The sequence below is a fragment of the Flavobacterium tructae genome (genome assembly GCF_002217475.1).
In the GTDB taxonomy this organism is placed as follows: Bacteria; Bacteroidota; Bacteroidia; order Flavobacteriales; family Flavobacteriaceae; genus Flavobacterium; species Flavobacterium tructae.
The window spans coordinates 15,369-28,631 of the sequence record NZ_MUHH01000024.1 but is presented as its reverse complement, the minus strand read 5'-3'; the positions used below and the strand labels follow the sequence as shown (position 1 = coordinate 28,631).

The 13,263-nt window shown below is 35.0% G+C and carries 14 protein-coding genes; 4 read left to right on the top strand and 10 right to left on the bottom strand.

What is annotated here, in order from left to right:
• Position 1: 1 nt before the first annotated feature.
• Together B0A80_RS11460 and prmA are read right to left on the bottom strand one after the other, a co-directional pair.
• Positions 2–277 carry an ATP-dependent Clp protease adaptor ClpS gene (locus tag B0A80_RS11460; RefSeq protein WP_026109999.1) on the bottom strand — a complete coding sequence of 92 codons (276 nt, stop codon included), beginning with the start codon at positions 275–277 and terminating at the stop codon, positions 2–4.
• Between the two features lie 118 nt (positions 278–395).
• Positions 396–1,229, bottom strand: a complete 834-nt coding sequence (gene prmA / locus B0A80_RS11455) for a 50S ribosomal protein L11 methyltransferase (protein ID WP_017496581.1) — start codon at positions 1,227–1,229, stop codon at positions 396–398.
• A gap of 113 nt (positions 1,230–1,342) precedes the next feature.
• Between prmA and B0A80_RS11450 the strand changes: the two genes are divergently transcribed.
• Together B0A80_RS11450 and B0A80_RS11445 are read left to right on the top strand one after the other, a co-directional pair.
• The gene (locus B0A80_RS11450; RefSeq protein ID WP_089077365.1) at positions 1,343–2,479 is read left to right on the top strand and encodes a hypothetical protein; all 1,137 of its coding nucleotides are present in this window, start codon (positions 1,343–1,345) and stop codon (positions 2,477–2,479) included.
• The gene (locus B0A80_RS11445) at positions 2,439–4,778 is read left to right on the top strand and encodes a hypothetical protein (protein ID WP_089077364.1); all 2,340 of its coding nucleotides are present in this window, start codon (positions 2,439–2,441) and stop codon (positions 4,776–4,778) included. Before B0A80_RS11450 ends, B0A80_RS11445 begins: the two co-directional genes overlap by 41 nt.
• 127 nt (positions 4,779–4,905) lie before the next feature.
• Here B0A80_RS11445 and tpiA read toward each other — a convergent pair whose 3' ends face one another.
• The 4 genes from tpiA to B0A80_RS11425 all read right to left on the bottom strand — a co-directional run bounded on the left by tpiA (position 4,906) and on the right by B0A80_RS11425 (position 8,378).
• Entirely contained in the window at positions 4,906–5,658 is a 753-nt protein-coding gene (gene tpiA / locus B0A80_RS11440; RefSeq protein WP_089077363.1) for a triose-phosphate isomerase, read from the bottom strand.
• Positions 5,659–5,730: 72 nt separating this feature from the next.
• Complete coding sequence (locus tag B0A80_RS11435; RefSeq protein WP_089077362.1) at positions 5,731–6,225, bottom strand: TlpA family protein disulfide reductase; 495 nt, start codon at positions 6,223–6,225, stop codon at positions 5,731–5,733.
• A 419-nt stretch (positions 6,226–6,644) separates the two neighbouring features.
• Positions 6,645–7,745, bottom strand: coding sequence for a BT_3928 family protein (locus tag B0A80_RS11430; RefSeq protein ID WP_089077361.1), 1,101 nt, complete (start codon positions 7,743–7,745; stop codon positions 6,645–6,647).
• A 90-nt stretch (positions 7,746–7,835) separates the two neighbouring features.
• A complete protein-coding gene (locus tag B0A80_RS11425; RefSeq protein WP_017496588.1) occupies positions 7,836–8,378 on the bottom strand; it encodes a DUF1599 domain-containing protein in 543 nt (180 codons plus the stop codon).
• 318 nt (positions 8,379–8,696) lie between these two features.
• Between B0A80_RS11425 and folP the strand changes: the two genes are divergently transcribed.
• On the top strand, positions 8,697–9,557 hold the full coding sequence (gene folP / locus B0A80_RS11420; protein WP_089077402.1) for a dihydropteroate synthase: 861 nt from the start codon (positions 8,697–8,699) through the stop codon (positions 9,555–9,557).
• Positions 9,558–9,594: 37 nt separating this feature from the next.
• A complete protein-coding gene (locus B0A80_RS11415; RefSeq protein WP_089077360.1) occupies positions 9,595–10,242 on the top strand; it encodes a hypothetical protein in 648 nt (215 codons plus the stop codon).
• Between the two features lie 99 nt (positions 10,243–10,341).
• Here B0A80_RS11415 and rlmH read toward each other — a convergent pair whose 3' ends face one another.
• From rlmH to B0A80_RS11395, 4 genes are all read right to left on the bottom strand, one after another.
• On the bottom strand, positions 10,342–10,815 hold the full coding sequence (rlmH, locus tag B0A80_RS11410) for a 23S rRNA (pseudouridine(1915)-N(3))-methyltransferase RlmH (protein WP_026982293.1): 474 nt from the start codon (positions 10,813–10,815) through the stop codon (positions 10,342–10,344).
• A 109-nt stretch (positions 10,816–10,924) separates the two neighbouring features.
• The gene (locus B0A80_RS11405; protein WP_070908563.1) at positions 10,925–11,233 is read right to left on the bottom strand and encodes an antibiotic biosynthesis monooxygenase family protein; all 309 of its coding nucleotides are present in this window, start codon (positions 11,231–11,233) and stop codon (positions 10,925–10,927) included.
• An 88-nt stretch (positions 11,234–11,321) separates the two neighbouring features.
• Positions 11,322–12,737 (bottom strand): amidohydrolase family protein, encoded by a 1,416-nt coding sequence (locus B0A80_RS11400; protein ID WP_089077359.1) that lies wholly within the window; start codon positions 12,735–12,737, stop codon positions 11,322–11,324.
• A 236-nt stretch (positions 12,738–12,973) separates the two neighbouring features.
• Complete coding sequence (locus tag B0A80_RS11395; RefSeq protein WP_070908561.1) at positions 12,974–13,258, bottom strand: GNAT family N-acetyltransferase; 285 nt, start codon at positions 13,256–13,258, stop codon at positions 12,974–12,976.
• Positions 13,259–13,263: the final 5 nt, after the last annotated feature.

The window sequence follows — 13,263 nt, the reverse complement described above, 5'->3', positions numbered from 1 at the left end:
ATTAAACAATTTCAGCGCTTAATCCGGCTTCCAAAAGTTGGGTACATTGCGGTTTTAATTTTTCAATAGGCCCTGTTTTTACAGTGCATTTTCCGTTGTAATGTACAATTAGGGAACATTGTTCTGCTTGCTCTGGCGTATGACTGCAAACACGCATCAAAGTGTCAATTACGTGGTCAAAAGTGTTTACATCATCGTTGTAAACAATGATTTCGTTATTGAAACCTGTGGCTTCCTTTTCGCGAACTCTTTCTCTTACTTTTTCTTTAGTACTCATTTTTTTAGGTTTTTGTACTGTTGTAATTACTAATTTTTTGGTCACAGCGTGCACAGATTGCATCGGAATTTAAAAGATCGATATCTGTGAACTATTTAATAAACAGATAATTAACTATCTAATTTACGTATTTTAATGAAACCCAGTTATTTCTTTGAAACTTTTTAACATATGTTAAACCTTTTTCGGTGCAGGAAGCATCGATAAAAGGAATGTCTTCTTCATAAAAACCGCTCAAAAGCAATATTCCTTTCGGATTTAAACAATCAACATAACTTTGCATATCGTTTAATAAGATATTTCGGTTGATGTTAGCAATGATTAAATCGTATTTTTTTCCGGCTAGTAAAGCTGCGTCGCCTTCATAAACGGAGATGTGCTGACAATTATTGCGTTCTGCATTTTCAATTGAGTTCAGGTAGCACCAGTTGTCGATATCGATAGCGTCAATTGGCTGAGCTCCTTTCATTTCGGCTAAAATGGCTAAAATGGCTGTTCCGCAACCCATGTCCAGTGTTTTCAAACCTTGAACATCGATTTCCAGTAAATGCTGAATCATCATGTGTGTAGTTTCATGATGACCTGTTCCGAAACTCATTTTTGGTTCGATTACAATATCAAATTCAGCGTTTGTTTTCTCATGAAAAGGAGCGCGAACATGGCATTTTCCGTCTACATCAATAGCCTCAAAATTTTTCTCCCATTCCTCATTCCAGTTGACCTGATCGATTTCCTCAATGGTATATTCGATTTTGAATTCTTCGGATTGTAAAATATAAATGTCGTCCAGAATATTCTCGTCCCATAAATCTTTTTTCACAAAAGCCGAAATTCCGTTCTCCGTTTCTGTAAAAGTCTCAAAGGCTTTTTCGCCTAGTTCAGCAATTAAAATTTCAGAACCCGGTTCTTTTGGTTCAATTGTAAAATGGTACCCTAAATATATATTCGACATAAAAAAATTTTTTGCAAAGGTAAGAATCCAAAGCAAAAGTTGTTCATAAATAATCAATATCCTTACCTTAATTAATGTTAATTTTGATTGGAATTTGTAAGGATTTTTAAAATATGAAGAATATCATTTTTATTTTGCTCTTTGTGGTACTTAACGGAGCAACTTGTGAGAAGGAACATGAAGTAGTTCGATCGTTTTGTTATTGGAAAACCGATTTGAATTTCGAAAACACGGAGGATTCGTTGATAAAAGACTTGAAGGTAAAACATTTGTACATTCGTTTTTTTGATGTAGACTGGAACCCGTATGCTAAAGAACCTTTGCCGGTTGCGACCCTTCACGATATCAGATTAAATGAAAGCAATCCTGAAATTACGCCCAGTATTTTTATTACCAATGAAGTGGTTTTGAAATCCGGAAAAAAGCAACTGGACAGTTTGGCTGTGAGAATTGCCAAACGTATTGAACAGATAGGATTGAAAATGAATGATTCGAAAGCCGAGAAAATAGCCAGTTCGATTGTGTATCCAAAAGATTATTACAAGCAGGAGCATCGTAAACAGTTGAATTATGATTCGGTAAAATCGAGTGAAATGGCAAAATTGAAAGTTGATTTTAAAGAAATCCTGATCGATTGTGACTGGTCGGAAAAATCAAAAGACAATTATTTTTACTTGTTAAGGCAAATCAAGAAAAGTTATCCTGCGACTGCAGTTTCGGCTACCATAAGACTCTGGCAGTATAAATATGCTTCAAAAGCCGGGATTCCACCTGTAGATAAAGGCTTGCTGATGTGTTACAATTTGAGTAAACCGGAAGACTTTACTACCAAAAATTCCATAGGAACCAGCGAAGAATTGGCACAATATATTACACACAACCAATACGGTTTAAAGCTTGATATTGCTCTGCCATTGTACAGTTGGGCAGTTGTTTTCAGAGGCAATCAGTTTAAGGGAATTTTATCCGATTATGACAGGATTCAAAATGATACCGTTAAATTAAAAAAAGTATCAGACGCTAAATATATACTTCAAGACGACATTTTAGTGGGACAGACTTATTTGAGAAACGGGGACGAAATCAGGATTGAGAAAATTTCTGAAGACGAACTTGACAAAATGATTTCGATTGTAAAAAGTAAAATTCCAATCGACAATCAGACCAAAGTGACGTTTTTCTCTTTTGATAAAAAATACATCAACGATTATGGAACCCAAAATATATCCGGTTATTATGCGTGTTTTTAGCCCTTTACTTTTTATTTTTAGTGTTCAAGTCTCTTTGGCTTGTGGATGGAGTGTTTCGCCTGAGACCAGCAGACTGGCTTTGTTTAAAGCGCAAAGAGAAGGATTCTTTAAGCTGACACCTTTTTATTATTCGGCCGATAATTACTACGATACAAACACTGTTTCGGGGGCAGATCAGGAATTGAATTGTGCGGAGTGGAAGAAAAAACTGGGCAGTCAGGTCGATCCAAAAGACGTGCACGTTATTTTGTACGAAACGGATGCTGAGAAATTCGAAACCGCTTATGAAACGAAATCGCTGAAAAAAGTTTTTGATAAGAATACTTTCATTGAAGCCTTACTACTTTCAAAAAACAAAGCGCTTCTCAATTACATTTTGTTTGCGAAAAAACTAGAATACAACAGTAATCCTGATGTAAAATGGGAGTCGTGGGGAAATATTGGTTATGACAGTAAAGATCATAAAATAGCCGATGTTAGCGATTTTGAAAAGAAAATCAGAACGGCAAAAGATTCTTTTTTGAAACAGCGTTATGCCTTTTTACTGTTGAGGTACAGTTTTTATGGCTCTGATAAGAATGAAGTGATTCGTTTGTACGATACTTATTTTGCAGCTGATAAAAACACGATCTTAGGCCCCTGGGCTTTGTACTATAAAGCTTTATGTGTTGAGGATTTAGTTTTGCAGAATTATTTGCTGAGTAAAGTATTTGTGTCCTGTGAAGAGAAATCATTAGCAGTTTTGCAGCATTACAACTGGAAATTAACAACAGAGACTTTGGCATTGGCTCAAAACGATGAAGAGCGCAGTGTGATTCTGTCCATTGAAGGTTTACGCAATCCGGCACCGGGTCTGAAAACCATTCAGGAAGTTTATGAGTTGAGTCCGAATAGCTTGTATTTGAGTTTTTTGATCGGGAGGGAAGTGAACAAACTTGAAGATTGGATTTTTACACCCCAATACACTAATGACGGAACGCCTTCGGTTGTTTTTGACAGTACAGTTTGGTATGAAAACTATGCGAAAGCAAAGGAGGAGAATTTCAGGAAAGATATTTTGTATTTAAGGGAGTTAGAATATTATTTGATTTCAATCAGAGAGCAGACTTCGGGCGAGCAAAAGGACTATATTACAGCAGCGATTGCACAGCTTTGTTTTATAGGAGACGAAATTGACCTGGGAAAGAAATACACGGATATGATTTCCGAAAAAGCAAGTTCTTCGATACAAATGCAAAAGAATATTCAGTTAGCATTGGTTTCTTTAAAGCAGGATGATTTGAAAAACAACGAAGTTCAAAATCAGCTTTTCAAATATTTTGATTCGGTTGAAAATCTGGTAGAAACCGATTTAGGTTTGTTTAAGAATTTATACAGTTTGTATCGCATCGCCAGCAAAGATTTTGCAGTAAAAGGCGATCGCGTGACAGCAGGTTTACTGGCGACGAAATCAGATATTAAAAATGAAGGAGAATACTCCGCTTATAATACGCCTTATTTTTACAGTTATATCGGTTATTTTGATCGAAATAATGCAACCGAGGCAGATATAGATCGTTTGATAGCACTTCAGGAGAAAAAAGACAAAACGCCTTTTGAAAGGTATATCTGTTCAGGAACAATAGCGCCAAATGTCAATTATTATAAAGATCTGAAAGGAACGATTGCATTCCGAGATAATAATTTGGAGTTGGCTTACCAAACTTTTGCCAGTATGCCGAAGGATTTTTGGGAGAAAAATTATGCGTATAAAGATTTTTTAAACGAGAATCCGTTTACGCCCAAAATTTTGCAAAGAGATACAGAGCGAAAGTTTGACTATCGTTTCAATAAAGCCGATTTTATTGCGCAGTTGATTCAGCTGAAAAAACAAAACACAGCCGCAAGCAATCTGAAACTGGCACATGCTTATTTTAATGTGTCGTATTTGGGTAATTCCTGGATGATGACTGCGTACGATTGGACATCGGGTGAATCGTATGTGGATTATGTGTATGGAGATAATTCAGAAAATGAAAAGAAGTATCAAAATGGTAATTACTATAGTTTAAGCATGGCCAAAATGTACTATGAGAAAGCCTTGAAAATGTCTAAAAATACAAATGAAAAAGCTCTGGCAAGTTTAATGATTTTTGAGTGCAATTATTACAACCACTACGCCAATATTGTTTCTGCAGAGGAAGAAGAAAAGAACCCGTTTAAAGCAGGGCAGGAGCTGATTAATTTCTATTCGGTTTATAGAAAAACGACTGCTTTTCAAAAATACAATTGTCCTTTGTTAGAATCGTATCTTAAGTAGCAGGGAGCAGACAGGTCATAAAAAAAGCGTTCGGGTTTTACGAACGCTTTTTTTTATGAGGTACTGAGATTCTAAGTTGCTGAGATTCTAAGTTTCTAAGATTCTGAGACTCTAATAATCTAAAGATCTAGATAGCAGTAACAATTGCTAAAAAGTCATCCGATTTTAGAGCTGCACCACCAATTAGACCACCATCTACGTCTGGTTTAGAGAAGATTTCTTTAGCATTTTCAGGTTTAACAGAACCACCGTAAAGAATAGAAACTTCATCAGCGATATCGGCTCCAAATGCTTTACGAACCACCTCTCTGATAAATTCGTGCATTTCCTGTGCTTGCTCCGGTGAAGCCGTTTCTCCTGTTCCGATTGCCCAAACCGGCTCGTAAGCCAAAACAATCTTAGACCATGATTCTTTTGCGATCTGGAATAATCCGTCACGCAATTGGTTTTCAACAATATTAAAGTGATTGTCAGACTGACGGTCTTTTAATTCCTCTCCAAAACAGAAAATTACAGTCATGTCATGTTTTAGAGCAGTGTCCACTTTATTTGCAATTAAGGCATCTGTTTCGTGAAAAATAGCTCTACGCTCAGAGTGACCCAGAATTACGGTATTTACACCCACACTGGTTAACATGTCAGCAGAAATTTCTCCTGTAAAAGCACCGCCTTCAGCCTGATGAACGTTTTGCGCTGCAACACCGATAGTGGTGTTTTTTAATTTTGCAGCAGCTGCCTGCAAGTTTACAAAAGTTGGTGCTACAATTACTTGTGCAGTAGTTTGTGCAGGTATTTTAGCGATTAATTCGTTTAATAATTCTTCAGTTTGTGCTGCGTTTTTATGCATTTTCCAGTTTCCTGCAACAATCTTTTTTCTCATTGTGGTAGTTTTTTATTTTTTGCTTTTATTTTATTCACGTTTATCATTGCAATTGCAATGCATATTGCGGTTTTATTTTAAACCTTTTAAGGTTTCATTGATTTTGTCAAAATCTTTTTCAATGGCACGATAGAGTACAATTTTCCCGGTTTTGTCTACAATGATGTATCTCGGAATCCAGTCTAAGTCAATTGCTTTTCCAAAAACACCTTTCATACCGTCGTTCATCATGAAATGATCGCCTTTTAATTCGTGTTTTTCAATTCCGGCTTTCCATTTGTCCGCAGTTTTGTCCGCAGAAAGAAACAAGTACGAAACAGTAGGGTTATTTGCTTGTAATTCTTTAAGCTGAGGCATTGCTTTTACACAGTCGCCACACCAGGAAGCCCAAACTTCGATTAACAAAGTTTTGCCTTTGTATTTTTTTAAAATGTTTTTGAAAGCAACCTGACTATCATCAGCTGCTAATAATTTTTCAGACAAAGCTTGTTTTGAAAAACTGGTTTTCTGAGCTTGTGAGCATGAAAAAGTGATAAATGCAATAAAGATTAGCGTTATTTGTTTCATAGTGGTAAATGATTTTGAACAAAGTTAAACAAACAAATGGAAAGCCAATCGGACATTAACAAAAATTGAAGACTCGTTTATTTTATCACAAATCAGCTAATTTCGGTTAAAAAAAGAGGAGTGAAATCGTAATAGTTGAGAGAATAAACTTCAAATTGGAATGAATTTTTAAAAGTAAATCTGCGAAAAAGCAAAAAAGAGAAATGTTTTTTGGGGAACGATAAGTTTTTGGCGGGAAAAAAACGTCAGATTGACTTAAAAAAGAGCTTCTTGAAATACGTATTTAAAACGTATTAAAATGGAATCTTATATCATTTTAATGAAGATATCTAAGAGGAGTAAAAAAACAAAGTCCGCAACGTTTTTATAACGTTGCGGACTTTGTTAAAATCTTGTAACCTTTCGGGTTGAATACTATTTTATAATTTTAAATCGCTGATGTCGTTGTAATGTACTTTTTGAACCACAGTTCCATTTTGCAGTACTACAATACTTGGATTAGCTCTTTCGATTGTTTTTAGCGTAGTGGCATCACAGAAATAGAAGTCAACATCTAAGCCGTATTGTTTTTTAGCTTTTGTAATTTCATAAGGACCTGAAGCGGTCATTGCAATTACTTTATAACCTTTGGTTTTCGCCTCTTTGTTCAGTGTTTCTAATTTTTTCATTCCCTCAGGATTAGACAATGTTAAATCATAGGTTACAAAAACCAATAATTTAGGCTCTTTCAATAATTCGTCTTTGTAATCAGAATCATCTTTAGTCATCGTAAAATCGTGAATTGGCGGTACATAACCTTCTGTAATTACTTTGTCTTTACGGTCTACAAACGTAGCACCTTCCGGAATATTCATCAGGTCTTTTTCTGTAAACTCTTTATCAACACCGTTTACTTTGTAGATGAAAATCATTTCAACCACAGATTTTGGGGCACCTTCCGGAATTTCCATTCCCTTCTCGATATTACTTCCTACTTTATACGGACGGAAATCTTTGATCGGATTATGGTTGAGTACCCAAACAGCCATAATAACACATAAAATAATGCTTATCAAAGTTAGAATATTGGTCACAAATTTTGAAAATAATGGTTTTACCAATTTTTTATTGATGAACAGTATCAGAATAAAGAAAAGTAGAACAATATCTTTTGTGAAAGATTGCCAAGGCGTTAAGTGAAGCGCGTCTCCGAAACATCCACAGTCTTTAACCACATCAAAATAAGCAGAGTAGAAGGTAAGGAAAGTGAAGAAAACGATTAGCAGCAACAAAGCCCAAATCGTAAGTTTTGATTTATATCCTACCAATAACATTACACCCAGAACTACTTCCAGAATTACTAAAAAGATGGCTAATCCTAAAGCCAATGGCTCCAGAAACGGCATGTTAAAAACCGGCTCACTAAAATACTCGGCTAATTTATAGGAGAAACCAACCGGATCGTTTAGTTTAATCAGTCCGGAAATAATAAAAAGTACTCCGACAAATAATCTGGAAAATTGGGTAATGATGTTTTTCATAAAAATAATGATTTTAAAATTCCAAAACTAAAATTCCAAATTCCAACTTTTCAAAAAAAATTTGGATTCGGGATTTTTAAAATTAGATTTTTATTTAGTGATAGGGTTTAGGATTAAAGCAAAAACAGAATAATTAATCATATCCTGATAATTGGCATCTATGCCTTCAGATACTATAGTTTTTCCTTTATTGTCTTCAATTTGTTTTACGCGAAGTATTTTTTGCAGAATCAGATCTGTCAGAGAACTTACACGCATGTCACGCCAGGCTTCGCCATAATCATGATTTTTGGCTTCCATTAAGTCTTTGGTTCGTTTTACTTGAGCATCGTACAGTTCAGTTGCTTTTTCAACATCTAAATCAGGCTGATCGACAACTCCAAGTTCTAACTGAATCAGTGCCATGATCGAATAATTGATGATTCCAATGAATTCGCCTTTTTCATCTTCGTCTATTTTACGGACTTCATTTTCCTGCAGACTTCTGATTCTTTGTGCTTTTATAAAAATCTGATCGGTTAAGGATGGCAATCTTAATATACGCCATGCACTGCCGTAATCTTTCATTTTATTAATAAACAAAGTACGGCAAACCGTAATTACATTATCAAATTCAAGGGAAGTATTCTTCATTTATTGCTGTATATTTGCTAAAAATTTCTTCAAAAATAGGGATAATATTAAAGAGTTTCAAGTTTCAGGTTTTCTTTGTTTCAAGTTTTTTCTAAACAAAGTGTTAATGCCCGATTTTTAAACTATAAAATATAAAGTTTCAGGTTTCAAGTTTCAGGTTGACGCAGATCGTGTAGTTTTCTTAACTTGAAACCTGGGAAGAGTTTAAAAAAGTTTCAGGTTTCAAGTTGATATAGATTGTGTAAGTTCCGGAACTTGAAACCTGAAACTTGAAACAAAGAAAACGTGAAACCTGAAACAAAAATAACAAAACAAACCATGACAATTAATTGCAAAGGCCAGCTTATAGATTTATCGATTCCTAAAGTAATGGGGATTTTAAATGTGACACCTAATTCTTTTTTTGACGGCGGAAAATATAAAAATGAGGATGAAATAATTGATCAGGTTGGCAAAATGCTTTCTGAAGGCGCTGCATTTATTGATATTGGAGCTTATTCCAGTAAGCCGAGTGCAGAATTTGTATCAGAACAAGAGGAAATTGAACGAATTGTTCCTGTAATAGAGTTGCTTTTAAAACATTTTCCAAAAGCTTTATTGTCAATTGATACCTTTAGAGCCGAAGTTGCCAAAGCAAGTATCGAAAGCGGTGCAGCCATTATAAACGACATTGCGGCAGGTGAACTTGACGATAAAATGTTTGAGGTGATTGCCAAATACAATGTGCCATACATCATGATGCACATGCGAGGCAATCCGCAAACGATGCAGAGTCTCACGCAATACGATGATATTGTAAAAGAGATGTTGTTTTATTTTTCTGAGAAAGTGAAACGTGCAAGAGCTTTAGGGATCAATGATTTGATTTTAGATCCGGGTTTCGGTTTTGCTAAAACGACCGATCAGAATTATGAAGTAATGCAAAAAATGGAGCTTTTTAATGTATTAGAATTACCGGTTTTAGCCGGGATTTCAAGAAAATCAATGATTTATAAAACGCTTGATATAACGCCACAGGAGGCTTTAAACGGAACAACGTTTTTAAATACTATTGCATTAACAAAAGGTGCAAAAATTCTTCGTGTTCATGATGTGAAGGAAGCGGTGGAATGTGTTACTTTGTTTAATAAACTGAATATTCAAAACGATAGATTTGTTATTCCTCGTTCCTCGGAATGACAACTTTGTGTGAATTCTATATATTAAAAAAAAAATTATGAAATACTTCTCTCTATTTATAATCTGTCTTTTATTCTCTTGTGGAAAAAAAGAGGACGTTTTACTTCCAAAATCGAACGTTACAATCGTAAAAGATGTGGAAGATCTTTCACCAATTTATATCTTCTTTAAAACCGAAGGAAAAGATACCATCGCCGATGTGAACCGAAAAAGCAGCATTATTTCAACCAATTGGATTTTTAATATTGACAAGCGTCTGCCTTTAAAATTGGTTATTCCGGAAGTAATGAAATTACAAGAGAAAAAGCGAGCTGACAGTGCCCATAAAAACGAAAATGCTGAAAATTATTATTCCTACGCTGATTCGATCGGAAAGAATTTAGCTTTCCTGCCTTTCACCAAGGTGTATTATAAAATGGAGATCGCCAATAACAGAAGCCAGTTGTATTTTAAAAAGAATGGAATGATACGATACAGCGGAAGAAAAACATATGATTTCCCTAAAAATGATTTGCCAAAGTTTTTAGACAGTTTAATCATAAATCCAAAGGCTGAGATTAAGTTTTCGTACGATAAAAACATGACTTTTGGAACGTATATTCAATGTAAAATATTGGTAAAAACCATAGCCGATAAAAAGATCCCTTTTGTTTTTATAAACCAGGAAGAAGAGTTTGTGTTTTAGCTTTAGGCTTACAGCTTTAAGCTTTAAGCTGTAAGCAATAAGTTGTATTAGCTAAGAAGAGCAATTAACAATTAACAATTAATAATTAACAATTGATAATTATTGATGGTGATAAGGTTCGTTCCTTAAAATAGTAAATCCTCTATACAATTGTTCAATAAAAAACAAACGTACCATCTGGTGGGAAAATGTCATTAGCGAAAGTGAGATTTTGCCTTGTGCCTTACTGTATACCGTATCTGAAAATCCATAAGGTCCACCAATTACGAAGACCAGAGTTTTGATTCCCGAATTCATTTTCTTTTGTAACTCTTCAGAAAAACCAACACTGGAGAAGTTTTTGCCGTTTTCGTCCAATAGAATCAGCTGATCCGTTGGTGAGAGTTTCGACAGTATCAATTCACCTTCCTTTTCTTTTTGCTGACTTTCGGATAAATTCTTAACATTTTTGATATCCGGAATAATCTCCAGATCAAATTTGATATAGAACGACAAACGTTTTGTATAATCGTCAATCAAAGTTTGAAGCGATTTGTTGTCTGTTTTGCCAATGGCGATAAGTTTGATATTCATGGTAATTTTTATTTTTTGCCACTGATTAAAATGATTTTTACAGATTGATACAGAGTGAATTAAAGAAATAATCCCTTGTAGTTCTTTTTAATCTGTGGCAAATAAATCTCTATTTTTTATTTTCAAAAACCGTTTCAAAATGTTCTACAATCGGAAAAGGTTCGTAGTAATGGTGTAAGATCTTTTTCCATTGCAGATAAGCCTCAGAGGTTCTAAAACCTACTGTATGATCTTCAAGAGTATTCCAATCTACCAATAAAAGATATTTGTTTTCGACTTCAAGGCATTTCTCTAAACGATGTCCTAAGTATCCGTTTATAGAGGAAATGTATTGACTTGCTTTCGTAAAATCAGCTTCAAATTGCGAGGCCAATTCCGGTTTAACAAAAAGAAATGCAGCTTCCAGAATCCTATTCATTATTATGATTTTATCCGCTTGATCCGCTAAATCTGCAAGAGTAAAATTTTCTCACGCAGATTAAGCTGATTCGGTAGATTTTTTTGTACTAGTTTTTAGAGAACTTCGCTTCGAAAGTTTTAAAACGGTTGTCCAGATCCTTAATCAATTGTTTCTTAACCGCTTCATCCTGAATAAAACTGTAGTTAATGCTGTTGTATACGTATTTTTTTATCGTTGCATAGGAAACATCAGGGTATCTTTTGGCTAGTAAAACATATTGCTCTGTCATATTAGTTCTCAAAATTCCGGCATCGTCTGTACTAATTACAATTGGCACATTGAATTCTTTGTAAAGTGTAAACGGATGTCTATTTTCCTTTACTTTTAAAATGAACTCGTTACTCGTTAAGTTAATCTCGATTGGAATATTTTTTTGTGCCATGTGACGCAATAAATCATAAGAATTTGCTTCGTACGCAATATCAACGCCATGTCCAATTCTGTTGGCTCCGGCGATGTGAATAGCGTCGTTAATGTGCCAGGTTAATTCTTCCGGCTGAACCAGTCCTAAAGTCAGTTCGCCCGCATGAAGGGTATACTTTACAGTAGGAAACTTAGAATTACAGTATTTAAACATCACCATGTGCAGCCAATAATCTTTCATCGAATTTTCGCCATGTTCAGGTGAAACAATGTTTACACCTGCAACCAATTTACTGTCGTTGGCAGAAATAAAGGCAATCGTCAGGTTTTTAAATAAATCTACAGGATCCATAAAACGAAGCACAAAATTTTGATAACGCATCGTAAAACGCTCATCGTCAATTTTTAGGTCTTTGTGCAGTTTAGCGATAAAATTAGTGTTGAAGTCTGTAGCATATTTTTTGGCTTCTTTCTTTTGAAGTGATTGGTACAATTCGTCTAAAAGCTTTAGAGCTGCTTTTTCATCTTTTTGAGTCGCGGTCTGGCGAAGTTTTGCATTGAAATCAGCAAGGTCAGAAACATTCATATCACACGGAATCGTTGATAATTGAGTTTCAATATAACTTACATTTTCAGAAAGCGCACGTTTTTTTAATTCCAGCATTCCTTCGGCAAAATGGCCTTTAATAGTAGGTTCGAATTTTTGAAAAGAATCAAAAAACAAATCATCAGAAGGTACAGAACCATTATAATCTTTTGCAGACCAAGTTTGCATAACCTGTTGTTGGTAATGATCTAGTTTGCCATCCTTTTTTAGAGAAGAGAAGGTTTGCCAGTTTCCTTTTTCTGGTTTTGTTTTAGAAACTTCCATCGTTTCTAAATTCAAATAAAAATCTTCTGCAATAGCTCTTTCTAAAAGAGGTTCTGCATAAATCGATCCGGAAAAATGATGGTGTAAATCGCCGCCTTTTGGCATTTGTTGGAAGAAAGCTGTGGAAAGCGCTTCGTTGTTTCTTATTTTTTCTAAATAACTGTCAGCCGTTTGAGAAAAGCCGATCTGTGCTATAAAAATACAGAAAAGTGTAATTATCCTTGTCATACTCTAAGTTTAAATTACATGCAAATATACGAGTTTCTGCCGAGATTTAAAAATTGATTTCGTTGTGTTGTTTTTTTACCGCAAAGAGCGCAAGGTTTTGTTATGTGCTAAATTTTATATAAACGCAAAGTTCGCAACGTTTTACCTAAAAAAACTTTGCGAACTTTGCGTAATTCTTTGCGAGCCTTGCGGTTAAAAAAAACTTAGAACCTCAGTCCCTCAGCCTCTCAGCCCCTTTAAGAAAAAAGTACGTCGTGAATTTCCTCGACCTTATCAAAAACGCTTTTTGCAAAAGGACAAAGCGGGATAATTTTCAGGTTATTAGTTCGGGCATATTCTACCGCGGCCATGACTAGTTTTTTACCGACGCCTCTTCCGTTAAATTCCTCATTTACTTCGGTGTGGTCGATGATGAATTTTGAATCACCCGCCCAGGTATAAGTCATTTTTCCGGCTTGTTTTCCGTCTTCTACAGCTTCAAAATAGCCTCTTCTTGTATCGTTTATTTGTTGAATTTCCATGATGT

Coding starts and splice junctions, on each gene's coding strand:
- B0A80_RS11395 (WP_070908561.1), bottom strand. CDS start 13,258: ATGGAAATTCAACAAATAAACGATACAAGAAGAGGCTATTTTGAAGCT.
- B0A80_RS11445 (WP_089077364.1), top strand. CDS start 2,439: ATGGAACCCAAAATATATCCGGTTATTATGCGTGTTTTTAGCCCTTTA.
- B0A80_RS11405 (WP_070908563.1), bottom strand. CDS start 11,233: ATGAATAGGATTCTGGAAGCTGCATTTCTTTTTGTTAAACCGGAATTG.
- tpiA (WP_089077363.1), bottom strand. CDS start 5,658: ATGAGAAAAAAGATTGTTGCAGGAAACTGGAAAATGCATAAAAACGCA.
- prmA (WP_017496581.1), bottom strand. CDS start 1,229: ATGTCGAATATATATTTAGGGTACCATTTTACAATTGAACCAAAAGAA.
- folP (WP_089077402.1), top strand. CDS start 8,697: ATGACAATTAATTGCAAAGGCCAGCTTATAGATTTATCGATTCCTAAA.
- B0A80_RS11460 (WP_026109999.1), bottom strand. CDS start 277: ATGAGTACTAAAGAAAAAGTAAGAGAAAGAGTTCGCGAAAAGGAAGCC.
- B0A80_RS11435 (WP_089077362.1), bottom strand. CDS start 6,225: ATGAAACAAATAACGCTAATCTTTATTGCATTTATCACTTTTTCATGC.
- B0A80_RS11415 (WP_089077360.1), top strand. CDS start 9,595: ATGAAATACTTCTCTCTATTTATAATCTGTCTTTTATTCTCTTGTGGA.
- B0A80_RS11425 (WP_017496588.1), bottom strand. CDS start 8,378: ATGAAGAATACTTCCCTTGAATTTGATAATGTAATTACGGTTTGCCGT.
- B0A80_RS11430 (WP_089077361.1), bottom strand. CDS start 7,745: ATGAAAAACATCATTACCCAATTTTCCAGATTATTTGTCGGAGTACTT.
- B0A80_RS11400 (WP_089077359.1), bottom strand. CDS start 12,737: ATGACAAGGATAATTACACTTTTCTGTATTTTTATAGCACAGATCGGC.
- rlmH (WP_026982293.1), bottom strand. CDS start 10,815: ATGAATATCAAACTTATCGCCATTGGCAAAACAGACAACAAATCGCTT.
- B0A80_RS11450 (WP_089077365.1), top strand. CDS start 1,343: ATGAAGAATATCATTTTTATTTTGCTCTTTGTGGTACTTAACGGAGCA.